Here is a 25,693-nt window from a genome sequence, read left to right on the forward strand (position 1 = left end):
GAACAGGTGGACACCGATCGGATGAGGCTGCCGTGGCTGGGAAAATCCCGGAAAGCCGACCGGACACCATCGTCCGCCGTCATTTATCATACGGAAATCATCGCCGACATCCTGGTGCCCGAACGCGCCGAGAATGTTCGCTTCTTCAGCCGCAAGCTGGTCCGCGCCGGCAAGTTGCGCACCTTCAACAACAGGGATTTCCGCGAGCTGCTGCTGGCCGCCTTCTATCTCGGGGTCGCGGCATTGCTGCCGGTCAATTGGTGGGCCGCGATCTGCAGCCGCGTATCGGGACTGCGCCTCAAGCGCCACATCCGCAAGGATTTCGTGCGCTACGCCGCCGCGACGCGCGCCGTGCTCGGCAATGGCATCGATGCGCAAAGGCAGTTCAGGGCCTTGCTCTGCGCCAACCACCGTCGGCGTCTGCTGCTTGCCGCGCATCTCATCGGCCGCCGGTGGTCGCCTGATATCCGGCTGGAAGGCCTGGAAGGTCTGGAAGCGGCGCTGAAGCGCGGCCACGGCGCTATCATCTGGTGCGATCAGTTCACGGCCCAGACCATAATCGGCAAACGCGCTCTCCATGAAGCCGGAATCGAGACACACCAGCTCAGTGTCAGGGCTCACGGCATATCCGATTCGACCTTCGGCTTGCGCTTCCTGAACCCGCCGATGGTTCGGGTCGAGAACCGTTTCCTGAAAAGCCGGATCGTGTTCGACCGCAGCGACGCCTACCAGGTCACCGGCCGGATCCAGAAGATCCTTGGCAGCAACGGCGTGGTGTTGGTGACCAACACGGTGCATGCCGGCTCGACATTCACCGAAGTCGGCCTTGGCGAGAGCGGCTGGACCCACCTCGCCTCGGCGCCGACGAATTTCGCTGCCAGAGGCAAGGCGGCGCTGTTTTCCATGTCGACCTTCGAGACCGATCCGTTCCGCCAATACCGCGCCGTCCTAAGTCCCGAACTGGTGCCGGCCCCGGCAGAGGCCGGCGAGCCCGCGACCAGAGCCGGCGGCGCCAAGAACACGGCGCTTCAGGCCGAGTACATATTGCTCAAGCGCGACCGCTTGCTGGAGGCGTTGAAACTCTATCCCGAGCAAATGATGGTCTGGTCAGGCCATTACCGGTTCACCGAACGGCCGGAAACCGCCTTGCCCGACGAGGGTGGTTCATGATTTTGCGCCGGCCAGCAGGCTGGCAACGGCGGTGACGATCTCAGCCACTGGAAGTGTGGCGTCGGCCGTCAGCGCCCGCTCGTCGGCGCCAGGCGGTTCAAGGATGGCGAACTGGCTTTCGACCAGGCTTGCCGGCATGAAATGCCCCTTGCGGCTGGCGACACGCTGCTTGGCGGTAGCGGGATCGATCTCCAGATAGATGAAAACGATATCCCGGCGGAAGCCGCGCAGACGATCGCGGTAGCTGCGCTTCAGCGCCGAGCAGGCGGCAACCACGCTTTGGCCGCTGCCGGTCAGGTCGGCGATCCGCTCGCCGATGGCATCGAGCCAGCCCTCACGCAGTTGATCTGTGAGCGGCTCACCGCTCGCCATGCGGGCGACGTTTTCGGGCGGGTGCAGCCTGTCGCCCTCGACAAAGACGGCCCCTTCCTCTGCTGCCAATGCTTTGCCGACAGCCGACTTTCCGCAGCCGGCGACGCCCATCACCACAATGGCCCGAGGCACTGAGCCGGTAGCGCCCATTGGCGCCTGTGCCGTCTCTTCGTCCACGGTCAGCGGCTTGCCGGCGCGCGGCCGTAGAGCAGGAGCATGGCGACGATGACCAGGCCATAGACGATCTGCCGCCCCGCCTCCGGCATCTGCATGACCGAGAGTATGGACTGCAGGAGGGTGATCAGAATGACACCGGCGACGGTGCCGAGATAGGAGCCGCGGCCACCCAGGATGGAGGTGCCGCCCAGAACCACGGCGGCGATCGACGGCAGGAGATAGGCATCGCCCATCGATTGCGCCGCCTTGGAGGCATAGCCGGCGAGAAGCACTCCGCCAAAGGCGGACAGCCCGCCTGAGATAGCGAAGGCGATCATCACCACGCGCCTTGTATCGATGCCGGAGAGATAGGCGGCACGCTCGCGGTTGCCGATGCCGTAGACGGTGCGGCCGAAGCTGGTGCGGGACAGCACGAACACCATCGCGGCACCAATCAGCGCCCAGATGATGACGGCGTTAGGCACGCCAGGAATGGTAAAACCTGTCGCAAGATAGCGCATGGCGCCGGTGGCCGAATCTTGTGGCGAGTAGCCGCCGGTATAAACGACCATGAGCCCTTGCGCGACAGCGTTGGTGGCGAGCGTGATGATCATCGAGGGTATGCGCAGATAGGCGACGCCAAAGCCGTTGACGATGCCGATCAGCACCCCGCAAAAGATGCCGAACGGGATGGCCAGCGCCACACCGATCGGGCCATAGGCCGCAGCCGCACACGCCATCATCGCGCCCGCCGCCACCGCCCACGGCACAGACAGGTCGATCTGGCCTAGCAGGATGACCAGCATCATGCCTGTGGCGATGACGCCGAGGAACGAGGCCACCTTGAGCTGCTGCAAGAGATATTCAGGCGACAGAAAGCTCCTGGAATAGAGGCTGCCTAGGAACAGCAACAGCACGATGCAGGCGAAGGCCGTCAGCACCGCCGGATCGGCGCGGCGGATGAATTTCGGCATGCGGCCGGCGATGCCGCCCAACGTCGTTTCGCTCACAGGAACCACTCCAGCCGGTTGCGGACCCGAAACAGTGCGAAGGCGCCGAGGCTGACCGCAACCAGCAGGATAACGCCCTGGAACAGTGGCTGCCATAGCGGGTCGAAATCGAACACGAACAACAGGTCGCCGATGGTGCGGAAGGCCAGCGCGCCGAAGATGGCGCCGATGGCGCTGCCTTTGCCGCCGAACAGCGAGACGCCGCCCAGCACCACCGCGGCGATTGAAAACAGCGTATAGGCGTTGCCGCTGGCATAGGCTGCATCGCCCGTATAGGTGAAGAAGGTCAGGAAAAGTCCGCCGATCGCGGCCAACAGGCCTGCGAGCGCGTAGGCAGCGAACTTGCCGCGCCTTATCGGCACACCGGACATGTAGGCCGCCGTCTCCGAGGATCCGGCCGCATAGGCCGCGCGCCCGAGCACCGAGCGGCTGAACGGTACCCAGACCACGAGCACGACGGCGAGCAGCACGACCAGGCTCGCCGGCACCACGCCCAACAGGCGTCCGGTCAGCGCGTCGGCGAGACCTTCGTTGACCGAACCGCCGGGAAACGGCCTCAGCAGCAGCGCGATGCCGAAATAGACCGCACCCGTGGCGATCGTGGCGACGATCGGCTGCAGGCGGCCGTAGATGACGATGGCGCCGTTGATCGCCCCGCACAGGAACCCGGTGCCGAGCACGGCGATGACGCCGAAAGCGGTCTCGAGGCCGGTGCCGATAACTAGCCAGGAGGCGAGGCAATTGGTCAGCGTGAAGATCATGCCGACGGAGAGGTCGATGCCGGCGGTGATCACGACCAGTGTCTGCGCCATGGCGACGAAGGCGAGCAGCACGCCCTTGTTGGACGCTGTCTGCACGACATTGGCGGTGAAGCCCGCCGGATGGTTCGAGGTGTAGATGACGAACATGACAATGAATATGCCGAGTGCCATCAGTGTTCCGCGCTGCTCGGCCAGCCAGTAGCGCCACTCTTTCACGCGTCCGCTCCCTGTCTTGCGCCGGCATCGTCTCTCGCGCCGTCATCGCCGTGGATGTTGAGCGCGCTTGCAATGAGCGCCCGCTCGGTGATCTCGGCCCCGACCAGCTCGCGCTTGACCGCGCCGTCATAGAGCACCAGCACGCGGTCGCAGCAGCCGATCAGTTCGTCATAGTCGGTCGAATAGAACAGGATCGCCGCCCCCGCATCCGCCAGCTTGCGCATCAGTTGATAGAGTTCCTGCTTGGTGCCGACGTCGATGCCGCGCGTCGGATCGTTGAGCAGGATGATACGCGGCTGGCGCATCAGCCATTTGGCGATGACCACCTTCTGCTGGTTGCCCCCCGACAGCGCACCGACCGGAATGTCGAGGCCGGCCGTCTTGATCGCCAGCAGCCCGACCATGTCGTCGATCAGCCGCTGTTCGGCGGCGCGGTCGATGATGCCGGCCTTGGACAGCCGGTCTAGGGCGGCAAAGGAGAGGTTCTCGCGCACCGTCATCGGCAGCATCAAGCCTTCGGTCTTGCGGTCCTCCGGGATCAGCGCCATGCCGATGCGGTCGTCGCGCGCCGCTTGCGGGCTGGCGATCGAAACCGGCTTGCCATCGATAAGGATCTGGCCGCCGAGGCCGCGCAGCACACCGAAAAAGGCAAGCAGCAATTCGCGTTGGCCCTGGCCGTCCAGGCCGCCAAGGCCGACGACCTCGCCTGCCCCGACCGTCAGCGAGACATTGTCCAGCCGGTCCGTCCAGGACAGCTTGCGCGCCTCCAGCACGGGAACGGCGGCGGCTGCGGTGCGCGCGGGTTTCGGCGGGAAAATATGGCTATATTCGCGCCCGATCATCAGTTCGACGACTTCGTTGTCGCTCTTTGTGCCTGCCTTGTAGCTGGCGACATTGCGGCCGTTGCGAAACACCGTGCAGTGGTCGGCAAGCTCGGCGATCTCGTTCATGCGGTGCGAAATGTAAAGCAGCGCCAGCCCTTCCGAGCGCAGTCGCTTGAGCACGCTGAATATCCTGGCGACGTCCGTCGCGGTCAGGGCCGAGGTCGCCTCGTCGAGGATCAGGATGCGCGGCTTCCTGGCCAATGCCTTGGCGATCTCGACCATCTGTCTTCTTGAAAGCGGAAGATCCTTGACCAGCGCCAATGGATGGATGTCGGCCGCACCTGCGCGTGCCAGCGCATCCTCGGCAATGCGGCGCTGCGCCTTGCGGTCGATCATGCCGAAACGCTTCGGCGGATCGGAGATGACGATGTTGTCGGCAACGCTGAGTTCGGGAACCAGCGACAGCTCCTGGAAGATGCAGACGATGCCGGACTTGTTTGCAGCAGCAGGCGAAGCGAACGTCACCTCGCTGCCGTTCAGCATCATGCGGCCTTCGTCGGGCGCGACGACGCCCGCCATGACCTTGATCAGCGTCGATTTGCCGGCGCCGTTTTCGCCGAGAATGGCGTGGATGCTACCGGACGAGACCGAAAGCTCGGCCTTTTCCAGCGCCCGCACGCCACCATAGCGCTTGGATATGCCTTCCATCCGGAAGAGCGGAACCGCACCGTCCATCGGCCCTCCCGAGGCAGTTTGACTTCAAGGGATATCGAGTGGCCGGCGCCGCGGAGATCCCGCGGCGCCGGATATGCCGCCTATTGGTCAGCCCTATTGGTCAGCTTTGGTCTGACCCATAATTTCCTGCGCGGTGAAATTGATGCCGCAGGTCGGGAAGGAATTGCCGACGAAGAAATTGTCGGACTGGTCGGGGAAGAAATCCTGACCGGCCTTGAAGTTCGGATCCTCGACGATCGCCAGTGGCAGTTTCACTGCTTGCGGAACGACGTTGCCTTCGAGCGCGGCAATCGCCGTCTTGATGGCGACCGCGACCTGCGCCGGACCGGTGCCGGCCGATGAGCATTTCAGCCCGTCGCCGGCATGTGCCGCGCAGAACTTGCGGAAACCGTTCTCGGTCTCGCCGCCGAACGGCACGAAAGCATGCTTGGCATCGATCATCGCCTGCACGATGCCGGTGTCGCCGCCTTGCCCGGTGATACCGTCGAACGGACCGTTGGTGGCAATGGCGTCGGCCGTGGCCTTCTGTGCCACGCCGTCGTCCCATTTGCCGACCACCTCGGTGACGTCCCATTTCTTGCCGGAGGCATCGAGCGCTTCATGGATTCCGTTGTGACGGTCGGTGTCCACGGAAGTTCCGGCAACGCCGCGCACTTCGAGCACCTTGCCGCCATTCGGCACATGGCCGACCAGCCATTTGCCCCACAATTCGCCAAGGCCCTTCTGATCGACATTGACGTTGATGGCGTCCTTGGTATCGAGAATATTGTCGAAGGCGACGAGGATGACGCCAGCTTCCTTGGCGCGCTTGATGACCGGCCCGAAAGCGGTCGGGTTCTGGGCGTTGACGACGATCGCGTCATAGCCGGAATCGATGAAGTTGTTGATCGCCGAAATCTGAGCCGGCACGTCTTCGCCGGTCGAGACGACCTTGAATTCCTTCAGTTTCGCGGCGACCTCCGGCTGGGCCGCATAGGCCTTGGCGGTCTGCACCATCTGGATGCGCCAGGTGTTGGCGATATAGCCATTGGCGAGCGCGATGCGGTATGGGCCGTCTTTCTTGGGGAACTTGAAGAACTGCGTATCGGCCGCCCAGGGCGCAAAGCAATCCGGCTCAGCCGACGGGCCCTTGACGACTTCCGGGTCGGCCATGGCCGACGAACTCAGCATGACGAATGCAGTGGCGGCAACGATGCCACCAACAAGTGACTTGATCATCGATATTCCTCCCAGTTGTAGTTTTATTTGCTGCTGCTTGTTAATTTTGATGCTGTTTGTCGTGGTGTGTTTTCCACGCCGAAGGCCCTCCAGCCTGGCCGGCGCCACGTCTCAAGGGCCCGAAGCCGGCCCGATCCCCTCCCCCTCGCCGCTTCACAGGCGAGAAACGAAACTAGCATATTATACATAATAAACAAGCATGAGCTGTTGCTTATGTATAATAAACAGGGGCGGCCTTTCATCAAAACGTCTGCCCGACGAAAATGGTAGCGCTACCATGACGTTGTGTAAAGCACCATTTGCTGAGGCAGCCAAAGCGTGTTCAGCGTGCGGTGCTCTCGCGGGGCTTGAGTTCGAAACCGAGATCGACGACCCGCTGCTCAGGCCTTCGTCCTGCGATCGCCGCCAGCGCCATGGCGACAGACCGACGGCCGATTTCATAGCGAGGGGTGCGGATACTGGTGAGCGGCGGGAACGCCGCCTGCATCATTTCGAGGTCGTTGAAGCCGACAATGCCGATTGTTTTCGGCACGTTGAGCGCGGCGCTATGGCATTCGAACAAAACGCCGAGCGCGATGTCGTCATTGTTGCAGAAGACGCCGTCGAGCGCCGGCATCTTGGCCAGCGCATCGCGAAGCAGCTCGCGGCCGAGCGTCACGCTGGACAGTAGCGGAGTGGTGGTGACGAGCCGCGGGTCGAACAGGCCGGCCTTCTCCATTGCCGCGCGATAGCCGGCAAGCCGCCGCTGCGAGCGCGGGTCCATGCGTGCGCCGATGAAGCCGATCCGCCGGCAGCCCGCCTCGATCAGATGCTCGGTCGCGGTGCGGCCGCCGTCGAAATGCGAGAAGCCGACCAGCATGTCGACCGGATCGGGCCCGGTCTCCATCACCTGCACCACCGGGCAGCCCGCGCTCTCCAGCAGCTTTCGCGAGGTCGGCGTCTGGTCGATGCCGGCCACGATCAGCGCCGCCGGGCGCTGCGGTGCGAACACCTGCAGCAGGCGCTCCTCCTCGAGGCCGGAATAATGGGTGTTGCCGAGCTGGACGCGGAACGGGCCGTCCGACAGGCTGTCATAGATGCCGCGCACCACTTCTGCGAAGACGTTGTTGGTCAGCGACGGCACCAGCACGCCGAACACATCGGCGCGCGCCGAGGCCAGTGCCCGTGCATTGGGATCCGGGACATAACCGAGTTCGTCGACGGCGGCCTGGATCTGGCGCCGCAGATCCTGGCTGACGCGTTCCGGTTCGCGCAGCGCCCGCGACACGGTAATGGCGCCGACGCCGGCCTTGCGCGCCACATCTGATAGGGTCGGGCGGCCGCCCCCGCGACGCGAGCGCGGCTTGGTCATGGACATCCTCCACGTGCCGGGCCCCGGCCGCTGCGCCCTTGCGAAACCATGTTCAGCTTTTCCACTGCCACCATGCCAACCGGCTGCTGCCGCACCCACTCGCCTGCTGGCGTCGCGCAGCCAATCGCCCTTGTCAAGCAACAGGGCAATCCTGCCTTCCTAAGCCATCAGGGCAGCACTGCGTTTTGCTTTCCACAGCAGCAGCCCGATGGCCACTATGTTCAGCAAGTTCCACGCGATCCCGTTGAGGAACGCGGCGGCGTAAGAGCCGGTCAGGTCGTAGATCCAGCCCGACATCCAGCCACCGATCGCCATGCCGAAGATGGTCGCCATCATGACGATGCCGATACGCTGGCCGGCCTCCCTGGCGGGCAGGTATTCGCGCACGATGATGGCATAGCAAGGCACGATGCCGCCTTGCGACAGGCCGAACACCAGCGACACGACATAGAGCGAGGCAAGCCCGTCGAACGGGATGTAAAACAAAAGCGACAGGCATTGCAGCACGGAACCGATAAGCAGGGTTTTCACGCCGCCGATGCGGTCGGCGACAAAGCCGGAGGCGAGCCGGCTGACGACGCCCGCCGCCATCATGATCGACAGCATGTCGGCGCCATGCGCAATGCCGTAGCCAAGATCCATGCAATAGGCGACGATGTGCACCTGCGGCATCGACATCGCCACGCAGCAGCCGAGACCGGCAACGATCAGCAGCACCTGTAACGCCGCCGGCGACAGCGAAATCGACTGCACTGGCCGGCTTCCGGGCGAACCGGCGGCAGCCGCCGCCGGAGCAGCGCGCCGCAACAACAGCACCAGTGGCACCATGGTGACCAGGCAGAAGACACCGATGCCGGCATAGGTGAAGCGCCAGCCTTCCGCCTTGATCAGTGTCGGCATGATGGTTGGCCAGAGCGCTCCGGCGAGATAGTTGCCAGCCGCCGCAGCTGTGACGGCGACGCCGCGCCGACGGTTGAACCAGTGCGAGATGTCGGCGATCAGCGGCCCGAAGATCACCGATGTGCCGACACCAATCAGCACGCCCTGGGCAAGGGTGAATTGCAGGATAGAGGTCGACAGCGCGGCGAGCAGCAGGCCGGCGGCGAGAGCCACCGAGGATAGCAGTGCCGGGATCCAATACCCCATGCGATCGACCGCGCGGCCAACCAGCACATTGCCGGCGGCGAAGCCGACCATGGTTGCGGTGTAGGGCATCGATGCCGCGGCGCGGTCAACGCCGAACTCGGCCTGCACGGCCGGCAGCACGACGACGACGGCCCACATGCCGACCGCACCGATCGTCGCCAGCAGCATGGAGATGGCAAGCCGCATCCAGGCGTAGCTGCTGTCGATGCCGGGGCTATCCGCCTGATTGGCGACGATCGGGGTCAAGGCGTTTCCTGTCTACGGTCCTGGGAAGTCGACCGTTGTGTCGCCACTATCGGCGCATTCACCGCGACGGGCAGCGCCACAGGGCCATGATCCGTGGCTCCAGCGGCCCGGCGGCTTTCTCGGGAACCGGCGGCGGCCTGCTCGAGTTTTTGCGACAGGAAGGAGTTTGTCATGACCGCGAAAAAGAAATGGTCGGCCGAGGTGACCGAGCACAGCGATGCGATGGACCTCGAGGACCACATCTTCGAAGCCGACGACGCCAGGAAGATCGCGGCCTCGCTCAAGCGCTCGGCCGAGCACAGCGACCGCCGCAAGGCCGAGCCGTTTCAGTCGGCCATGTCGATGCTGAATTTCTACATCAACCGCGCCGGCAAGAACCTGCCGCAGGCGCGCCGGAAAGTGCTCGAGGACGCCAAGGACGAACTGCGCGCGGCCTTCGGAAGGCCGCAGCAGGATTAATGCATGTCGCTCAAAAGTGGCGCCGGTTTTGAGACAACGACATGCAAAGACCTAAGCGCGTCGACTTAGTCCGTTCAAACGGGACGCGCTTTAGCGCTCCCGATTGGCTCTGCCAAATTCACCTCAACTGGACCTAGTGACAGGTCCTCTTTCCCCTCAGTTTGCCGGCCTCGGCTTTGTGTTTCCCCGAGCCTTTGAAGTAGCGGCATGACGGTCAAGATCGGCATCAATCCCATCACCTGGAGCAATGACGATGTTCCCGCACTCGGCGGCGATACGCCGCTCGCGACATGCCTGTCGGAAACCAGGCAGGCCGGCTATCGCGGCACCGAACTCGGCGGCAAATTCCCCAGGCGAAGCGACGAGCTTGGACCGATCCTGTCTTCTTACGGACTGGAACTCGTCTCCGGCTGGTATGACGGCCGCATTCTGGACCGCACGGTCGACGAGGAATTCGCCGCCCTCACCTCGCATCTGACCCTGCTGCGCGACCTCGGCGCCAAGGTCGTCGTCTATGCCGACACCTCGCGCGGCCGTCATGACGGCATTTTCGCGCCGATCTCACAGCGTCCGCGCCTCGCTGACGGCGAATGGACTGCCTATGGCGAGAAGCTGACCGAACTCGCCGACCGCATGGCTGCCTTCGGCGTCGGCATGGCTTTCCATCACCATATGGGCACGATCGTCGAGAGCGATGACGAGGTCGACAGGCTGATGGCCGCAACCGGCAAGAGCGTCGGCCTGCTGTTCGATACCGGCCATTGTCTGTTCTCAGGCGGCGACCCGGCCTCCCTCCTGAACCGGCATCTCGACCGCATCGTGCATTTCCATTGCAAGGACGTCCGCGCGGCCGTGCTGGAGAAGGCACGGCGCGAGGACATGAGTTTCATGGCGGCAGTGATGGAAGGAATCTTCACCGTGCCCGGCGATGGCTCCGTCGATTTCCTGTCGCTGCTGCAGCCTCTGGCCAGCCATGGCTTCGAAGGCTGGATCGTCGTCGAGGCCGAGCAGGATCCGGCCAAGGCACACCCCTTGACCTATGCCACGAAAGGTTACGCTTCGCTTCTCAAAACGGCCTGCGCGGCCGGGTTCGACGTGGCAATACGAGACATGGCCTAACCACCGCCGGGGGGCTGGTGGTTGGGCCGGTTGGGCGCGCGCCTCGGTAGGGGTAGCGACGCGAAAGCGCCCGGCGATCCGCGCCGCCGCCCTCCCTTGGCGGCGCGGATCGCACAGTTCTTGGCATCGAAATTTTTGCCCCCGAGTTGCCGGCCCGGCGTTTCCAGCTTGAGGCTGGGGACGAGGCATGCCTTGATGCAGATGGAGGAGCGACATGGCATTCGAGGCGGCACTCGGCATGGAACGGCTTTGCACCATCCGTGAGATCGCCGAGAAGGCGGAACTCGGCGCGGCAACCGTTCACCGCGCGCTGAAGAACAGCCGCGAGGTCCGTCCCGAAACCAGACGGCTGGTGCTGGAGACTGTCTGCCTGCTTAACGAAGAGAAGATCGCCCGCGCCGCCAGGTTGGTCGGAGACTAGCTTGGCCGACCATATGCGCCTTTCCCTCGACATCATGTCGGTCGACCGCGGCTCGGACGAACCGATGCACCGGCAGATCTACGGCGCCTTGCGGCGCTTCATCCTCGACGGCCAGATCCAGCAGAACACGCTGCTTCCTTCGACACGCTCGCTGGCCGAGGATCTCAAGGTCGGCCGCAACACGGTGATCGCCGCCTACGACCAGCTGCTCGCCGAAGGGTTTATAGAGGCGCGCGCCGGGTCCGGCACCTGGGTGGCGCCGATCCAGCAGAAACGCCCGCCGGCCGCGCTGCGCGCCGGCCTCGCCGCCCCGCAAAAACTCTCGCGGCGCGGTCAGACCATCGTCAACGGCCCGCAGCCGCCACGCAATGCCGGCGTCATCAACTTCCATCCGGGCGTGCCGGAATCGGCATCCTTTCCCTTCACCATCTGGTCGAGCCTTCTGGTGCGCAATGCGCGCAGCCGCGATGAGAATTTGCTCGGCTATATCTCCTTTGCCGGCCATCCCGGCCTGCGCCAGGCCATCGCCTCGACCATAAGCCTGTCGCGCGGCATCAATTGCACCGCCGACCAGGTCATCATCGTCACCGGCGCGCAGGCAGCACTCGACCTCGCTTCGCGCGTGCTGATGGACGAAGGCGACCATGTCTGGATGGAGGAGCCCGGCTATCTCGGCGCCAAGAGCGCCTTTCTCGCCAGCGGCGCGCAGCTTGCGCCCTTGAAGGTCGATCGCCTTGGATGGCATCTCGCAGACCCAGAGCTGCCGCCGCCGCGCCTGATCTATGTGACGCCATCCTGCCAGTGGCCGTTCGGCACCATCATGCGCATCGAGGAACGGCTGCAGCTGCTCGACATTGCCGAGCGCCACGGCGCCTGGATCGTCGAGGATGATTATGACGGCGAGTACCGGTACCGTGGCCGGCCGGTACCGGCGCTGCGCGGCCTCGATCACGCCGACCGGGTCGTCTATATCGGCTCCTTCGGCAAGACGCTGATCCCGGCGCTCCGCATCGGCTATCTCATCGTGCCGCGCGAACTGTCGGTCCCCTTCGACCGCGCCGTCTCGATCACCGGCCAGTTCGCGCCGCTGATCCTGCAGGCGACGGTCAACGACTTCATCACGCAAGGCTATTTCGCCACGCATCTGAAGCGTATGCGCCGGCTCTATGCGCGCCGGCAGGCCAATTTCGTAAAACTGTGCCAGGAGCATCTGGCCGAATGGCTGACTGTGACCGAGAACGATTCCGGCATGCAGCTGCTGGCCAGTTTTATCCGACCCTACAAGGACAGCGACGTCGTCGCCGCTGCCGTCAAGGAGGGCCTCGACGTGCAGGGCATCTCGATCAACTACCATTCGAGCGAGCCGGAACACGGCCTGCTGCTCGGCTATGCCGCGATGGACGAACGCCAGATCCTGCGCGCAGTGCTGGCGCTGCGCGCCGCCTTTATGCGACTGGACCGGCAATAAGCCGGTCCAACGCGGCTCTTCAATTCACGCTGTCGAATTTCTGCAGGTCCACCGGTGCTGCCTTGCGCACCTCGACATCGTCCAGCGAGGCATTCTCCAGCGCCACACGGGCCGCCGCATCGATGTTATGGATCATGTCGTCGATGTCGGCGTCGCCATGCGCCGGATTCATCGCGATCATCACCGTGCGGTTGAGGATGTCGAGAGAACCCTTGCCGAGGTCGTCGGCATAGGTCAGCCGCAGGCCCTTGTTTTCCGGCAGCGTGTACGGATTGAGCGCCGGATGATGCGCGCCCTCATGCATCAGCACCTGGTCCCACTGGGTGAAATTGTGGCGGCCGGTCTTGCCGGCAATGACGCTCGGAATGGTCTTCGAAAAAGTCTGCGCCGCCTGTTCGCTGGGCAGCAGATACATTACCTGTGCCGCGCAATCGTCGTCGGGGCTGTTCATCGGCGACGGCGTCAGGCCGAGATTGCCGAGATGGCGCGTGCCGGCCAGCACCTTCTTCTTCTCCGCCCGCATCGCCTCGATGATGCCGTCCAGACGGTCGAGCTGGACATTGAGCATTGCACCCATCAGTTCCGAGGCGCGCGCCCCGATGCCGGCGAACGGCTTGATGCTGTCGCTGCGGCCCTGCCAGTAGAAGTGGCAGGGGTCGATGGCGCAGCGCGCGCGCTCGGCCACTTTCGGATCGCTGGTGGCGATGCCGCCGCCCTCGCCCGACGTGATGTTCTTGAAGTAGTTGAAGGAGTAGGCGCCGGCATGGCCGATGGAGCCGAGCTTCTTGCCCTCATAGCCGCCGCCAATGCCCTGGCAGACATCTTCCAGCACGAGCAGACCGCGTTTTTTAGCGATATCCATGATCGCGTTCATGTTGCAGGCCGCACCCCACATATGCACCGGGATGACCGCCTTGGTGCGCGGGCCGATGGCGTCGCGCAGAGCGGCCGGGTCAATGGTCAGGCTCTCGTCGATGTCGACAATGACCGGAATGGCGCCGACCGACAGCACTGCCGTTGCGGTCGCCATATAGGTGTGCGCCGGCACCAGCACCTCATCGCCCGGGCCGATGCCGAGGCCGATCAGGCCGGCGGCGAGCCCATAGGTGCCGCTGGCGGCCAGCGCAAAATGCTCGACGCCGAGATGCCTGGCATAGCGGGCCTCGAAGCGGTTGCACTCGCTGTTCTCGCCATAGCGAAACAGCGCACCCGAGCGGATCACCCTGGCAATGGCTTCGATCTCTTCTTCGCCGGCAGTGTACATGGCAAGTCTCCACATCGCTGATGGTATGAAAGCAGTACGCCTGCGGCCGCTGTTTGAAAGAACCACTCCGCTGCGATCTGACCAAGCCATCCCGGTTGCTTGATGGCCGGGTTTGACGCCGAATGTGGGCATATCGAATGAAATCGACATTTCAGAATGCAGGCCCGCGGAAAAATCGTACCCATCCGAATTCGTCGAAGTGGCCCTGTCGGAAAGCCGGCATTGGGCGTTCCATCGCGTCCAGTTGGGCAAACGGTCGGTTCCATGCAGCACGGGACACACTTTGGAAGACCCTCGAAACCGGCGTGCCGGCAAGATGGTGGCCGGCAAGATGGTGGCCGGCAAGACGGTGGCCATCCATGACGCGACAGCTCGTCCTGCATGAAGACGATGTCGGCATGTGCCATGGCGCCAACAGTGCCTTCCTCGAACTGACCGCACTGGGCGCCTGCAGCTCCGGCGCCGTGATGGTGCCGTGCCCATGGTTCCCTGAGATGGCCGAAGCGGCAGCCGCCGATCCCCGGCTCGATCTCGGCGTCCACCTGACGCTGAACAGCGAAAAGCAGCACTACAAATGGCGGCCGCTGACGTCGCCGTCGCGTGCGGCCGGCCTGACGGACGAGTTCGGCTATTTCTGGCCCGATGTCGCGACCACCCGCCGCAAGGCAGCACCGCAAGCGGTGGAAACCGAGCTTCGCGCCCAGATCGACACCGCCTACCGCGCCGGCATCGACGTCACTCATCTTGATGCCCATATGGGAGCAGCGCTGTCGCCCGAGTTTTGCGACGTCTACATCAAGCTCGGCCTGGAATATCGGCTGCCGGTGCTGTTGACCAAAACGCTGTCGGCCTATTCGCCCAATGACAATCTCGTCGGCGTCACCGAAGCGGCGTTCCAGCGCGGCGTCACTGAAGCCCGCGCCAAGGGCTTTGTCATCTTCGACGCCGCCATTCAGACGACCTGGGGCCGTCCACGCTCCAAGCCGATAAAGCCCGCCTACAAGGCATTGGTCGAAGGGGTGCGCGAAGGCCTGACCTTCTTTTGCCTGCACTTCAACGCGCCGGGCGAGTTGGAACTCATCGAGCCTCGCTCCGCCTATATCCGCACCGAGGAATACGAACTCTTCCGCGACCAGGCTTTCCGCGACTGGCTCGGCGCGCAGGACATCGACATCATCGGCATGAAGCCGCTGCGCGAGGAGCTTCGTGCACGGCTCGGGGCATCGACACCGGCAAAGGCCCGCAAAGCGGCCACCCGGGCAGCACCGTAAGCCGATCCGGTCGGCCGAGGCGCAAAGAGGGAATTGGAACTGCAACGACAATGGGAGAATGACATGAAGACTGTTCTGAAACTGGCGCTCGGCGCGCTTGTCTCGATGAGTATGCTGGCGGGCGTCGTGCAAGCGGCCGGCCTGAAGGATCCCAAGGATGTCCGCATCACCTTCGTGGTGCATGGCTCGGCCTCCGATCCCTACTGGTCGGTGGTCAAGCGCGGCGTCGACGATGCGGCGGCGCTCACGGGCGCCAAGGTCGAATATTATGCGCCGCAAGTGTTCGACGTGGTCGAACAGGCCCGCCTGCTCGACGCGGCCATCGCCACCAATCCAGACGGCATCGCCGTCTCCATTGCCGACGCCAATGCGCTTGGTAAATCGGTCAAGGCCGGACTTGCCGCCAACATTCCGATGGTCGTGCTGGATTCCGGCGAGAAGGAAGGCGCCGAACTCGGCACCTCTCTCTATGTCGGCACAGTCTCCGAATATGATTCCGGCAAGAAGGCCGGCGAGCGCCTGGCCAAGGAAGGCACGCTCAAGGTCGTCTGCATCAACCACGAGGTCGGCAATGTCAGCCTCGACCAGCGCTGCCAGGGGTTGAATGACGGGCTGAAGCCGTCAGGCGGCGGCACCGAGGTGCTTACCGTGTCGCCCGATCCGGCCGACATCCAGCGCCGCACCGAGGCCTATCTGTCGGCGCATCTCGACACCCAGGCCGTCTTCGCGCTCGGCGCCACCGCCGCCAATCCGCTGATCCCGTTCTTCCGGCAGAAGGAATTGTTCGGCAAGATCAAGCTCTACACCTTCGACATCAGCCCCGAAGTCCTGGATTCCGTCGTCGCCGGCGAAATGGGCTTCGGCATGGACGCCCAGCAATATCTGATGGGATACCTGCCGGTGATCTATCTGGTCGAGCATGCCACACATGGCTTCTGGCCGCAGAACAACGCCTACACCGGCCCGCTGTTCATCGACTCGCCCGACAAGGCCAAGGCGATCCTGGCGCTCGCCAAGGACGGCATCCGCTAAGGCAAGACCAAAACGGATCGGGGAGCCGCCATGCGCTCCCCGTCTCTGGTCGAGATTGCGAAGTGAGCGATTGGGGAGCCTAATGGCTGTTGTGGAAGACAAGGCGATACCTCCAGAAGCGCCGGCCCCCGGGGTACTGGGCAAGGACCGTTTCGGCATGATGTCGAAACGGCCGGCCGGTGCTGACGAGCGGCTGGCCAGCACCGGCCGGCTGACTCAATGGCTGCGCCGGCCCGAAGCCGGTGCCGCCGGCGGCCTCATCGCCACCATTATCATCTTCGCCCTGCTGCCGGGTGCATCGAACCTCTATTCGCTGCAGGGGTCGATGACCTTCCTGACGCTGGCGGCCGAACTCGGCATCATCGCCACTGCCGCAGCCCTTCTCATCATCGCCGGCGAGTTCGATCTCTCGGTCGGCTCGATGGTCGGCTTCGCCGGCGTCGTCATCGGGCTGACGGTGAAATACTGGGGCCTACCGCTGTGGGGCGGCATCGCCTGCGCCTTCGCTGTCGCCATCCTCACCGGCTACGTCAACGGGCTGATCGTTGTGAAGACCCGCCTGCCCTCCTTCATCGTGACGCTGGCGTCGCTCTACATCCTGCGCGGCCTATCGATCGGCATCACCCGCGCCGTCACCGGCCGCACGCAGATCCCCTACATCCTCGACGGCGCGCCGGACCCGGCAACCGCGGGCCTGTTCAACGGCCATCTCCTGACCGGCTTCTTCCAATGGATGGGCACGCAAGGTTGGATCGCCACCCGCACCGACGGCATTCCCTTCGTCGTCGGCATTCCGATGTCGATCGTCTGGTGGCTCGGACTGACAGCGCTTGCCGGCTATGTCTTGACCCAGACCAAATACGGCAACTGGATCTTCGCCACCGGCGGCGACCTCAATGCCGCCCGCAATGTCGGCGTGCCGGTCGACCGGGTTAAGATCGCGCTGTTCATCTACACCGCCTGTGCCGCGACCTTGCTTGCCACCATCCAGGTGATGGAGGCCGGCTCCGCCGACACCACGCGCGGCCTGCTCAAGGAATTCGAGGCGATCATCGCCGCGGTCATCGGCGGCGTGCTGCTCACCGGCGGCTACGGCACCGTCTATGGCGTGCTGTTCGGCGCGCTGATCTTCGGCCTGGTGCAGATGGGCATCTTCTACACCGGCATCGACACCGACTGGTTCAAGGTCTTCCTCGGCATCGTCATTTTGATGGCCGTGCTGGTCAACAACTACATCCGCCTCAAGGCGCTCGGACGCGGAGGCGGCAAATGACCTACCCAAACCCGTCCCCGGCCATCCAGCCAGCCATGGAATTGCGTGGTGTGTCGGTCAATTTCGGCTCGGTGCGCGCGCTGCAGGATATCGACATCAAGGTCTATCCCGGCGAGGTGCACTGCTTGCTGGGCGACAACGGCGCCGGCAAATCGACGCTGATCAAGGTTCTGTCGGGCGTGCACCGGCCGACCAAGGGCGAGATTTTCGTCGACGGCAAGCCCGTCACGTTCCGCAGCCCGCGCGACGCGCAGGACCTCGGCGTCGCGACGGTCTTCCAGGACCTCGGCATGATCTCGCTGATGTCGATCACGCGCAACTTCTTCCTCGGCCGCGAGCCGACCAGAAGCCGCCTGCCCTTCTCGCGCTTCGACAAGGAGCGCGCCAACACAATTGCCCGCGAGGCGATGGCCGATATCGGCATCGACGTGCGCGACCCGACGCAGGCCGTCGGCACGCTGTCGGGCGGCGAGCGCCAGTCGGTGGCGATCGCACGCGCCGTGCATTTCGGCGCCAAGGTGCTGATTTTGGACGAACCGACCTCGGCGCTCGGCGTGCATCAGGCGGCGATGGTGCTGAAATTCATCATCGAGGCGCGCATGCGCGGCCTGGCCGTGATCTTCATCAGCCACAACATCCACCACGCCTACCCTGTCGGTGACACTTTCACGCTGCTCAACCGCGGCCGCAATCGCGGTACATACGCCAAGTCCGAGATCTCGCGCGACGAGGTGATTTCCATCATGTCGGGCGGCGAGGATTTGAAGGCGGTGGAAGCTGAGATTGCCGGGCTGTTGGCGCAGATCGGCAACCGGCCGGCCGCCGCACCCTGAGCCTGGAACACTTTTGCAGAGAGTATTAACAGCATGAGCAGGATACGCGTCGGCGTCATCGGCGCCGGCATGATTTCGCAGGTCGAGCATATTCCAAACCTGTTGCGGCTCGGCGACCTGTTCGAACTGGTCGGCGTTGCCGACCCGTCAAGGATTTCGCGGGAATATGTCAGCGAAATTCACGGCATCGCCAATTTCGAAACGCCGGAGCAACTGTTCGGCCAGAAGCTCGACGCCGTCGTCATCGGCTCGCCCGACCCGCTGCATCACGAGCAGGTGCTGGCCGCACTCGGGCGCGGCCTGCATGTCTTCAGCGAAAAGCCGCTCTGCTATTCCCCGGCGGAAATCGCCGAGATCGTCGCCGCGCGCGACAAGGCCGGCAAGGTCATGCAGGTCGGCTATATGAAGCGCTTCGATCCGAGCTACCGGCTGGCGCTGGCCTCGCTGCCCGGCACGGCAAAGACGTTGCGGTCCGTCTCGGTCGAGGTCAACGATCCCGATGCCTGGCCGTTCATCGCCCACCAGCGCTACAAGCGCGGCAACGACATTCCCGAGGAGCTGATTGCCGCCGCGCAAAGCAAGCAGAAACAACAGGTCGAGCGCGCCATCGGCCAGCCCATGACCGATCTGGCTTTCTGTGGATTTATCGGCGCTTACAGCTCCGCCTTGATTCACGATGTGAATGCCGTGCACGGACTGCTCGACGCACTCGGCGTGCCGGAGGGCGAGGTTGTCGGCGCGCAGATCTTCGCCAATGGCGATGGCGGCCAGGGCGCGGTAAAACTGCTCGACGGCCAGGCGCTGTGGACGATGACGCATCTCACCGTGCCGAAGCTCGCCGACTACAAGGAACGCATCACGCTCTTCTTCGACGCTGCCAGCCTCGAGCTCGAATTCCCCTCGCCCTGGCTCAACCATCACCCGACCCGGCTGACTGTGAAGACCTCGGACGGCCACACACTGTCGAGGAAGGATCTACGCGCCGGCTACGGCGAAGCCTTCGTCGAGGAACTGCGCGGCTTCTGGGGTGCGATCGTCAATGGCGACGAGGTGGTCAACCGCCCCGAGCACGCCGCGCGCGACCAGGCGCTGCTGATCGCGCTGACCAGGCAGCATTTGGCCACTTCGCAGGCCGGCTGAGCGCTCGCAGGATGTGTTGAGATTCAGGTCAGGCCGCGCCGAAAACATTGGGTTCGAGAACCGGAGCGGAGCGTACTTAAGTACGTGAGCACCGGAAGCGCAGAAAGCCGGCGTTTGCAGGCCCGCCTCACCTGAATTTCAGCACATCCTACCGGGTGTTGATGACGCCGTCTGTATTGGCGAGCAGCTTGCGCACCGCGTTGCGGGCCGCCTCCGGCCGCTGCAGGCGGATGGCCTTCTCGATCGCCTCGTGCAGTTGCTGTGCATGCTGCAGATCGTCGAGTTCGCGCGTCGTATAGGTGAACAGATGATCGAAGGCGGATTCGATCAGCACGCCGAGCGGCACCAGCAGGTCATTGCCGGAGGCACGCAGGATGGCCAGATGGAAACGTGTGTCGGCGCGCGTGCGCTCCTGCAGGCTCGACGCCTCGCCCATCTCGCGGCAGGCCTGGCTGATCTCGGCCATCTGCTCCTCGGTGCGTCGCATGGCTGCGAAGGCAGTCGCTTCCGGCTCGATGATGTGGCGGAATTCCTGCACCGTCTTCAGGAACACCTCACGGTCGGGCGCGGTCGCGTACCAGGCGAGCACATCGCGATCGAGCAGGTTCCAGCGCTCCCTGGGCTCCACCCAACTGCCGATCTTGGGGCGCGATGCCAAAAGGCTTTTGGCCATCAGCATCTTGATCGCTTCGCGCACCGCAGAGCGACTGACGTTGAAGGTTTCGGACCATTTGGCTTCATTGGGCAGGATGGTGCCTGGCGGATAGTCGCCGCGCACGATCCGAAGCCCGATTTCGCTGGCCAGCGAGGCATGCACGCTGGTGCCGGGCATCCGGGTGGCGTCAGCCCGCCGAACGGCAGCCGGGCGCTCGGCTGTCTCAGTCTTGTCAGACTTCTTTCCCTTATTCGGCTTTCCGTCCCTCATGCATCCACAAAGTCCGGATTTCGAAAGCTGTCAAGCAGAGGACCGGGCGCAGGCGGCAAAGCCTGTGGCTGTGCACAGATCAGGTTACAACCTTGCCCCAAAGCCCAATTTGCCAGACCTATTTGACGTATTTGCGCCAGCTGTGCTCGGGACGGAAGCCGAGCATGTCCCTGGCCTTGCGGTTGGAGAGCAGCGTTTCATATTCGCCGAGCTGCGTCTTGACCGGCACGTCGGGATAAAACCGCTTCAACAGTTCCGCTGTCGGCAGGTCGGACGAGGTGTCGTCATTGGCGGCGTTGAACACCTGGAAGCCGAGCCCGTCCGTTTCAACGGCGCGCAGCGCGATCTGGCCGAGATCGCGCGCGTCGACATAGCTCCAAGCGATGCGCTTGCGAAAGCCCGGATCGGCAAACCACTTCGGAAACAGCGAATATTCGTGCGGCTCGATGACGTTGCCGATGCGCAAGGCATAGATATCGGTGCCGTTGCGCTGCGCAAAGGCGCGCGCCGTGTGCTCGTTGACGACCTTGGACAGAGCATAGCTGTCCATCGGATCGACGTCGTATTCTTCATCGAGGGGAAAATATTTGGGGTCGCGCGGTTCGTTGGCGAACACCACGCCGTAGGTGGTCTCGCTGGACGCGATCACCACCTTGGGGATGCCAAGCTTCACCGCCGCCTCGATGACGTTGTAGGTGCCCATCGCATTGATGCGGAACACCTCATTGTCGGTCGTGATCATGATGCGCGGTATGGCGGCGAAATGCACCACGGCATCGACCGGCTGCGGCCGCAGCGACGGGTCGAATTCATGCAGGCCCATATAGCTCGACAGCGCGTTGAACACCTGGCCGCTGTCGGTGATGTCGGTGATCAGCGTGCGCACCTTGGGATTGTCGAGCGGCCTGGTGTCGATGTTGAGCACCTGGCAGCCCTGTTCGACCAGATATTGCACGACATGGCGACCGGCCTTGCCGCTGCCGCCGGTGAACATGATCCGCTTTGTCATTTTCGTCTCCGATGCCTAGGATTTCCGTGTATTGTCACACAATATGGCATTCCGCAACCACCCTCGCCCGCCAGACGGCGGCGCCCAATATCAATCATCGCAACAGGACTTCAAGACATGACCACGACCGCCGCGAGCGAAAAGATCGGCTTTATCGGCCTTGGCCTGATGGGGCACGGCATTGCCAAGAACATCGTCGACAAGGGCTATGGCCTGACCTTCCTCGGCCGCAAGAACCGCAAGCCGGCGGAGGACCTGATTGGCCGGGGCGCCAAGGAGGCGGCGACTTCGCGCGACGTGGCGGCGGCGTCCGACATCGTCTTCATCTGCGTCACCGGCTCGCGCGAGGTGGAAGCCATCATCCGCGGCCCCGGCGGCCTCAAGGAGGGCTTGAAGAAGGGTTCGGTCGTCGTCGACTGCTCGACCGCCGATCCGGTCTCGACGGTGGCGCTGGCGGCGGAACTGAAGGAGATCGGCGTCGACTTCGTCGATGCACCGCTCAGCCGCACCCCGAAGGAAGCCTCGGAAGGCACGCTCGACGCCATGGTCGGCGCGCCCGACGCGCTGTTTGCCCGTGTGAAGCCGGTCATCGAAACCTGGGCCGGCCGCATCGTCCATATTGGCGATACCGGTGACGGCCACCGCATGAAGCTGCTCAACAACTTCATCTCGCTGGGCTATGCCGCGATCTATTCCGAGGCGCTGGCGCTGGCCGAAAAGGTCGGCATCTCGCCACCGCGTTTCGACAGCGTCATCCGCAACGGCCGCATGGATTGCGGCTTCTACCAGACCTTCATGCGCTGGACGCTGGAGGGCGACCGCGACGCGCATAAATTCACCATCGCCAACGCCTTCAAGGACCTGACCTATCTGGAATCGATGGCGGGTGCGGCCGGCATCGCCAACCCGCTCGGCAACGCCACCAAGAACTCCTTCGCCGGTGCCCATGCCACTGGCCCGGCCGAGCAATTCGTGCCGATGCTGGCGACATATATCGGCAAGGTCAACGGCGTCGACCTGATGCCCAGCAAGGATGGCAAGAAGCAGACGATTTGAGGTGGCGAAAAGCCTGTGTCAGCGCCTCGACCGGCCGATAACATCGTCGGTGTTGGCGAGCAGTTTGTGCACCGCATTGCGCGCGGCCGCAGGGCGCTGCAGGCGGATGTTCTTCTCGATCGCCTCATGCAGCGCCTGCGCCCGCCGCTGATCGCTGGTCTCGCGTGTGACGAAGACAAAGAGATGATCGAGCGCCGACTCGATCAGAACGCCAAGCGGCACCAGCAGATCGTTGCCCGAGGCGCGCAGTATGGCGAGGTGAAAACGCGTATCGGCGCGGATACGCTCCTGCAGGTTCAGAGCCTCGCCCATCTCACGACAGGCCTGGCTGATCTCGTCCATCTGCTCGTCGCTGCGCCGCGTGGCGGCAAAGGCCGACGCTTCCGGCTCGATGATGTGACGGAACTCCTGCACCGTGCGCAGGAAGGCCTCCCGGTCCGGCCCGGTCGCGTACCAGGCCAGCACATCGCGGTCGAGCAGGTTCCAGCGTTCCCTGGGCTCGACCCAGCTGCCGATCTTGGGCCGTGAAGCCAGCAGGCTTTTGGCCATCAGCATCTTGATGGCTTCGCGCACCGCCGAACGACTGACATCGAAGATCTCGGCCCATTTGGCCTCGTTGGGCAGAATGGTGCCGGGCGGATAATCGCCGCGCACGATTCTGAGGCCGATCTCGCCGGCCAGCGAGACATGGACGCTCGCTCCCGGAAAATGCGCGGCACCGGCTCTGCGCATGACAGCCGGACCGCGGCTGGCTTGTGCCTTGGCCCGCTCGGTTCGCTTCTTTGATTTCTCGTCCGGCATTCACGTTCCAATGCGTCGGCCGTCTGCGTCCGGACTGGTCCGAACCTGCACGGCGCGCCGATCTCGTTGCCGAAAATCCAAACTACAGACGCGTCAAAGCCGGAGCCTGCTGCCCCAACCGTTGCGTCCGTCCGGGAAGAGACGGGGCGCCCGTCAAAGGGCGCCCCGAAATCGAGAACCTACTTCTGGATGCAGGTGTCGACCGTGTCCTTGGTGCATTCGTCGAGGCCGGTGAACACCGGATCGGCGACGGCCTTGCCTTCGACCAGATCGATCATCACCGACGGTGCCTTGTAGCCCATTTCGAACGGCCGCTGACCAACCAGAGCAGTTACAAGGCCGTCACGGGCGATCGCCACTTCATCGCCAATCGTATCGGCGGCGCCGATGACGAAGTCGTTGCTGGCGATGCGGTCCTTGAGCGGCCCGAACAGGTCGCGATAGGGCTGCGGTGCGCCAAACAGCGGCCAGCCGCCCATGATGCCGAAGGCGTCGAGCTTGGGATTGGCGGCGAGGATGTCGGTCATCGCCTGCACGCCCTTGGCGCCGTCGTCATTGGTGAACACCGGGCAACCGGCGACTTCGGTCCAGCCGCCTTCGCCGGCAAGTGCCGCCAGGCCTTCCTTGCCCGACAGCGCGTCACGCATGCCCTGCGCGCGGCGCAGGATGTTGTCGGCCGCGGGATTGCCTTCGATGGTACAGATCGTGCCGCCGTTCGGCTTGCCCTTCTTGATGTACTCGCCGATCTTGTGACCCATCAAATAGTTGTCGGTGCCGAGATAGGTCTTGCGCAGCGCGGCATCTTCCTTGCTGAGATCGGCGTCGAGCGTCATGATCGGGATCGTCGGATTGGCGGTCTTGATCGTCTGAGCGATCAGCGGCGCGTTGGATGGCGAAATCGCCATTGCCACCGTGTCGGCCTTGCTCAGCATGTCCTGGACGATCTGCGCTTCGCCGGCCTCGTCGGAGGTCGATGCCGGGCCGGTGTAGAAGCATTCATATTCCGAGCTGGCATTTTCCTTGTTCCATTTCTCGCAGCCCTGGTGGATGGCTTCAAAGAATGGATTGTCGAGACCCTTCACCACGATGACGAGCTGTTTCTTGGCCAAAGCCGGCCCGGCGCCCAGCGCCATGGCGGCGACGGCGGCGAGCAAAAGTGTTTTCCTCATGTCAGTCCTCCCTTGAAACAGACGGACACGGCGTGCCCGCCACACAGATCGACCGGATGCTTGATGACTGAGGTTCGTTTCACGAGCACTCGTGTCGCCAAGACAGATCGATAAGCATTTCCAGATGCGGCATTGGCCCGGCTCAACACAAGGGTGGCGCCGCAACCTCGACCGATAAACCTCCGCCGATTCCGCCCGGCTAACCGCCAGCGGCATCGGCATAATCTCCTCCGACGCTTAGCTAATATCGGCTTGCGGCCAACGTCAATGCTATTTGTCCTACAAAACGGATTTTTGGATAACCAAGGCTTCAATTCGTCCGACAATTGATTGACGAGCGCCGGCTTTTGCGTAAAAGAACGCTGACGCTGTTTCCGGGAGGAGATGGGGAGAGCGGGGCCAAAGCAGCGCCGGCATTCACGCCGGGAACAGCAGCGGGTCGCAAAACACGGGGAGGCAAAGACTGGTGGCGGTTCTCGAACTCACCAATATCTCGAGGCATTTCGGCGCCATCCAGGCGGTCAACGACGTATCGCTGTCGATCGAGCCCGGACAGGTGGTCGGCCTGATGGGCGACAACGGCGCCGGCAAGTCGACGCTGGTCAAGATGATCGCCGGCAATTTCCGCCCCAGCCATGGCGTCATGCGCATGGACGGCAAGGAGTTGATCCTGCACAAGCCGGCGGAAGCTCGCCAGCACGGCATCGAGATCGTCCACCAGGACCTGGCGCTGTGCAACAATCTGACCGCTGCCGCCAATGTCTATCTCGGCCGTGAATTGCGCCGCGGCGTCGGCCCTTTACGCATCCTCGACTATGCCGCCATGTACAAGCGCGCCGGCCAGCTCTTCGCCGAGTTGAAGTCCGAGACCCGTCCGCGCGACCTGGTCAAGCAGATGTCGGGCGGCCAGCGTCAGGCGGTAGCGATCGCGCGCACCATGCTGTCGCAGGCCAAGATCGTGTTGATGGACGAACCGACGGCCGCGATCTCGGTGCGCCAGGTCGCCGAAGTGCTGAACCTGATCCGCCATTTGCGCGACCAGGGTATCGCAGTGGTGCTGATCAGCCACCGCATGCCTGACGTGTTCACCGTCGCCGACCGCGTCATCGTCATGCGGCGCGGCCGCAAGGTCGCCGACAAGACGATTGCGTCAAGTTCGCCCGAGGAAGTCACCGGGCTGATCACCGGCGCCATCGAACAGGTTTGATCTCAGCGAATTTCACCACGCACAGCACATGAAGGTCGACG

At 63.7% G+C, this 25,693-nt stretch carries 24 protein-coding genes; 12 read left to right on the top strand and 12 right to left on the bottom strand.

Going from position 1 to position 25,693, the window contains the following annotated elements; translation table 11 throughout:
- The first annotated feature begins 21 nt into the window (after positions 1–21).
- Positions 22–1,170 (top strand): hypothetical protein, encoded by a 1,149-nt coding sequence (locus ACYG97_RS13590; RefSeq protein ID WP_023733119.1) that lies wholly within the window; start codon positions 22–24, stop codon positions 1,168–1,170.
- Here the strand turns inward: ACYG97_RS13590 and ACYG97_RS13595 are convergent.
- The 7 genes from ACYG97_RS13595 to ACYG97_RS13625 all read right to left on the bottom strand — a co-directional run bounded on the left by ACYG97_RS13595 (position 1,165) and on the right by ACYG97_RS13625 (position 9,145).
- Positions 1,165–1,719, bottom strand: a complete 555-nt coding sequence (locus ACYG97_RS13595; protein ID WP_023733120.1) for a gluconokinase — start codon at positions 1,717–1,719, stop codon at positions 1,165–1,167. The two genes, ACYG97_RS13590 and ACYG97_RS13595, sit on opposite strands and share 6 nt — an antisense overlap.
- 2 nt (positions 1,720–1,721) lie before the next feature.
- Positions 1,722–2,708, bottom strand: coding sequence for an ABC transporter permease (locus ACYG97_RS13600; RefSeq protein ID WP_023673071.1), 987 nt, complete (start codon positions 2,706–2,708; stop codon positions 1,722–1,724).
- Positions 2,705–3,685: an ABC transporter permease gene (locus ACYG97_RS13605; protein ID WP_023733121.1), complete on the bottom strand. Its 981-nt coding sequence runs from the start codon at positions 3,683–3,685 to the stop codon at positions 2,705–2,707. The genes ACYG97_RS13600 and ACYG97_RS13605 overlap by 4 nt, the downstream gene beginning before the upstream one ends.
- Positions 3,682–5,244 (bottom strand): sugar ABC transporter ATP-binding protein, encoded by a 1,563-nt coding sequence (locus ACYG97_RS13610; RefSeq protein WP_023733122.1) that lies wholly within the window; start codon positions 5,242–5,244, stop codon positions 3,682–3,684. Before ACYG97_RS13610 ends, ACYG97_RS13605 begins: the two co-directional genes overlap by 4 nt.
- Before the next feature lie 93 nt (positions 5,245–5,337).
- Positions 5,338–6,462, bottom strand: coding sequence for a sugar ABC transporter substrate-binding protein (locus tag ACYG97_RS13615; protein ID WP_023682221.1), 1,125 nt, complete (start codon positions 6,460–6,462; stop codon positions 5,338–5,340).
- A gap of 322 nt (positions 6,463–6,784) precedes the next feature.
- Positions 6,785–7,813 (bottom strand): HTH-type transcriptional regulator GntR, encoded by a 1,029-nt coding sequence (gntR, locus tag ACYG97_RS13620; protein WP_023712085.1) that lies wholly within the window; start codon positions 7,811–7,813, stop codon positions 6,785–6,787.
- Positions 7,814–7,972: 159 nt separating this feature from the next.
- The gene (locus ACYG97_RS13625) at positions 7,973–9,145 is read right to left on the bottom strand and encodes an MFS transporter (protein ID WP_050587434.1); all 1,173 of its coding nucleotides are present in this window, start codon (positions 9,143–9,145) and stop codon (positions 7,973–7,975) included.
- Between the two features lie 231 nt (positions 9,146–9,376).
- Between ACYG97_RS13625 and ACYG97_RS13630 the strand changes: the two genes are divergently transcribed.
- From ACYG97_RS13630 to mocR, 4 genes are all read left to right on the top strand, one after another.
- Positions 9,377–9,664 carry a DUF3175 domain-containing protein gene (locus tag ACYG97_RS13630; RefSeq protein WP_023673065.1) on the top strand — a complete coding sequence of 96 codons (288 nt, stop codon included), beginning with the start codon at positions 9,377–9,379 and terminating at the stop codon, positions 9,662–9,664.
- Positions 9,665–9,871: 207 nt separating this feature from the next.
- Positions 9,872–10,783, top strand: coding sequence for a myo-inosose-2 dehydratase (gene iolE, locus ACYG97_RS13635; protein WP_023673064.1), 912 nt, complete (start codon positions 9,872–9,874; stop codon positions 10,781–10,783).
- Between the two features lie 214 nt (positions 10,784–10,997).
- Positions 10,998–11,204, top strand: coding sequence for a LacI family DNA-binding transcriptional regulator (locus tag ACYG97_RS13640; protein WP_023673063.1), 207 nt, complete (start codon positions 10,998–11,000; stop codon positions 11,202–11,204).
- 1 nt (position 11,205) lies between these two features.
- Positions 11,206–12,672: a rhizopine catabolism transcriptional regulator MocR gene (gene mocR, locus ACYG97_RS13645; RefSeq protein ID WP_023673062.1), complete on the top strand. Its 1,467-nt coding sequence runs from the start codon at positions 11,206–11,208 to the stop codon at positions 12,670–12,672.
- A 19-nt stretch (positions 12,673–12,691) separates the two neighbouring features.
- On the opposite strand, the gene ACYG97_RS13650 is transcribed toward mocR, so the two are convergent.
- Entirely contained in the window at positions 12,692–13,936 is a 1,245-nt protein-coding gene (locus tag ACYG97_RS13650; RefSeq protein WP_023673061.1) for a DegT/DnrJ/EryC1/StrS family aminotransferase, read from the bottom strand.
- Positions 13,937–14,295: 359 nt separating this feature from the next.
- Between ACYG97_RS13650 and ACYG97_RS13655 the strand changes: the two genes are divergently transcribed.
- From ACYG97_RS13655 to ACYG97_RS13675, 5 genes are all read left to right on the top strand, one after another.
- Positions 14,296–15,207 (top strand): polysaccharide deacetylase family protein, encoded by a 912-nt coding sequence (locus tag ACYG97_RS13655; protein ID WP_023696199.1) that lies wholly within the window; start codon positions 14,296–14,298, stop codon positions 15,205–15,207.
- A gap of 63 nt (positions 15,208–15,270) precedes the next feature.
- The gene (locus ACYG97_RS13660) at positions 15,271–16,239 is read left to right on the top strand and encodes a rhizopine catabolism ABC transporter substrate-binding protein (RefSeq protein WP_023682230.1); all 969 of its coding nucleotides are present in this window, start codon (positions 15,271–15,273) and stop codon (positions 16,237–16,239) included.
- Between the two features lie 157 nt (positions 16,240–16,396).
- Positions 16,397–17,512: an ABC transporter permease gene (locus ACYG97_RS13665; RefSeq protein ID WP_031197943.1), complete on the top strand. Its 1,116-nt coding sequence runs from the start codon at positions 16,397–16,399 to the stop codon at positions 17,510–17,512.
- A complete protein-coding gene (locus ACYG97_RS13670; protein WP_050590368.1) occupies positions 17,509–18,345 on the top strand; it encodes an ATP-binding cassette domain-containing protein in 837 nt (278 codons plus the stop codon). Before ACYG97_RS13665 ends, ACYG97_RS13670 begins: the two co-directional genes overlap by 4 nt.
- Positions 18,346–18,378: 33 nt before the next feature.
- On the top strand, positions 18,379–19,485 hold the full coding sequence (locus tag ACYG97_RS13675) for a Gfo/Idh/MocA family protein (protein ID WP_023733124.1): 1,107 nt from the start codon (positions 18,379–18,381) through the stop codon (positions 19,483–19,485).
- A gap of 148 nt (positions 19,486–19,633) precedes the next feature.
- Here ACYG97_RS13675 and ACYG97_RS13680 read toward each other — a convergent pair whose 3' ends face one another.
- Both ACYG97_RS13680 and ACYG97_RS13685 read right to left on the bottom strand, forming a co-directional pair.
- The gene (locus ACYG97_RS13680; protein WP_023733125.1) at positions 19,634–20,410 is read right to left on the bottom strand and encodes a FadR/GntR family transcriptional regulator; all 777 of its coding nucleotides are present in this window, start codon (positions 20,408–20,410) and stop codon (positions 19,634–19,636) included.
- A gap of 118 nt (positions 20,411–20,528) precedes the next feature.
- Positions 20,529–21,419, bottom strand: a complete 891-nt coding sequence (locus ACYG97_RS13685) for an NAD-dependent epimerase/dehydratase family protein (protein ID WP_023733126.1) — start codon at positions 21,417–21,419, stop codon at positions 20,529–20,531.
- Positions 21,420–21,536: 117 nt separating this feature from the next.
- Between ACYG97_RS13685 and ACYG97_RS13690 the strand changes: the two genes are divergently transcribed.
- Complete coding sequence (locus ACYG97_RS13690; RefSeq protein ID WP_460221586.1) at positions 21,537–22,475, top strand: NAD(P)-dependent oxidoreductase; 939 nt, start codon at positions 21,537–21,539, stop codon at positions 22,473–22,475.
- Between the two features lie 18 nt (positions 22,476–22,493).
- Here ACYG97_RS13690 and ACYG97_RS13695 read toward each other — a convergent pair whose 3' ends face one another.
- Both ACYG97_RS13695 and ACYG97_RS13700 read right to left on the bottom strand, forming a co-directional pair.
- Positions 22,494–23,276, bottom strand: a complete 783-nt coding sequence (locus tag ACYG97_RS13695) for a FadR/GntR family transcriptional regulator (RefSeq protein ID WP_023733128.1) — start codon at positions 23,274–23,276, stop codon at positions 22,494–22,496.
- Between the two features lie 179 nt (positions 23,277–23,455).
- Entirely contained in the window at positions 23,456–24,445 is a 990-nt protein-coding gene (locus ACYG97_RS13700; RefSeq protein ID WP_023673050.1) for a sugar-binding protein, read from the bottom strand.
- A gap of 466 nt (positions 24,446–24,911) precedes the next feature.
- Between ACYG97_RS13700 and ACYG97_RS13705 the strand changes: the two genes are divergently transcribed.
- Positions 24,912–25,652: an ATP-binding cassette domain-containing protein gene (locus ACYG97_RS13705; RefSeq protein ID WP_023696206.1), complete on the top strand. Its 741-nt coding sequence runs from the start codon at positions 24,912–24,914 to the stop codon at positions 25,650–25,652.
- Positions 25,653–25,693: the final 41 nt, after the last annotated feature.

The organism is Mesorhizobium sp. W067 (assembly GCF_054719525.1).

Bases quoted from the DNA above. Each gene is read 5' to 3' on its own strand.
- ACYG97_RS13590 (WP_023733119.1), top strand. From the start codon at position 22: ATGAGGCTGCCGTGGCTGGGAAAATCCCGGAAAGCCGACCGGACACCA.
- ACYG97_RS13610 (WP_023733122.1), bottom strand. From the start codon at position 5,244: ATGGACGGTGCGGTTCCGCTCTTCCGGATGGAAGGCATATCCAAGCGC.
- ACYG97_RS13615 (WP_023682221.1), bottom strand. From the start codon at position 6,462: ATGATCAAGTCACTTGTTGGTGGCATCGTTGCCGCCACTGCATTCGTC.
- gntR (WP_023712085.1), bottom strand. From the start codon at position 7,813: ATGACCAAGCCGCGCTCGCGTCGCGGGGGCGGCCGCCCGACCCTATCA.
- ACYG97_RS13625 (WP_050587434.1), bottom strand. From the start codon at position 9,145: ATGCGGCTTGCCATCTCCATGCTGCTGGCGACGATCGGTGCGGTCGGC.
- ACYG97_RS13630 (WP_023673065.1), top strand. From the start codon at position 9,377: ATGACCGCGAAAAAGAAATGGTCGGCCGAGGTGACCGAGCACAGCGAT.
- iolE (WP_023673064.1), top strand. From the start codon at position 9,872: ATGACGGTCAAGATCGGCATCAATCCCATCACCTGGAGCAATGACGAT.
- ACYG97_RS13640 (WP_023673063.1), top strand. From the start codon at position 10,998: ATGGCATTCGAGGCGGCACTCGGCATGGAACGGCTTTGCACCATCCGT.
- ACYG97_RS13650 (WP_023673061.1), bottom strand. From the start codon at position 13,936: ATGTACACTGCCGGCGAAGAAGAGATCGAAGCCATTGCCAGGGTGATC.
- ACYG97_RS13655 (WP_023696199.1), top strand. From the start codon at position 14,296: ATGACGCGACAGCTCGTCCTGCATGAAGACGATGTCGGCATGTGCCAT.
- ACYG97_RS13660 (WP_023682230.1), top strand. From the start codon at position 15,271: ATGAAGACTGTTCTGAAACTGGCGCTCGGCGCGCTTGTCTCGATGAGT.
- ACYG97_RS13665 (WP_031197943.1), top strand. From the start codon at position 16,397: ATGATGTCGAAACGGCCGGCCGGTGCTGACGAGCGGCTGGCCAGCACC.
- ACYG97_RS13670 (WP_050590368.1), top strand. From the start codon at position 17,509: ATGACCTACCCAAACCCGTCCCCGGCCATCCAGCCAGCCATGGAATTG.
- ACYG97_RS13675 (WP_023733124.1), top strand. From the start codon at position 18,379: ATGAGCAGGATACGCGTCGGCGTCATCGGCGCCGGCATGATTTCGCAG.
- ACYG97_RS13680 (WP_023733125.1), bottom strand. From the start codon at position 20,410: ATGAGGGACGGAAAGCCGAATAAGGGAAAGAAGTCTGACAAGACTGAG.
- ACYG97_RS13685 (WP_023733126.1), bottom strand. From the start codon at position 21,419: ATGACAAAGCGGATCATGTTCACCGGCGGCAGCGGCAAGGCCGGTCGC.
- ACYG97_RS13690 (WP_460221586.1), top strand. From the start codon at position 21,537: ATGACCACGACCGCCGCGAGCGAAAAGATCGGCTTTATCGGCCTTGGC.
- ACYG97_RS13695 (WP_023733128.1), bottom strand. From the start codon at position 23,276: ATGCCGGACGAGAAATCAAAGAAGCGAACCGAGCGGGCCAAGGCACAA.
- ACYG97_RS13700 (WP_023673050.1), bottom strand. From the start codon at position 24,445: ATGAGGAAAACACTTTTGCTCGCCGCCGTCGCCGCCATGGCGCTGGGC.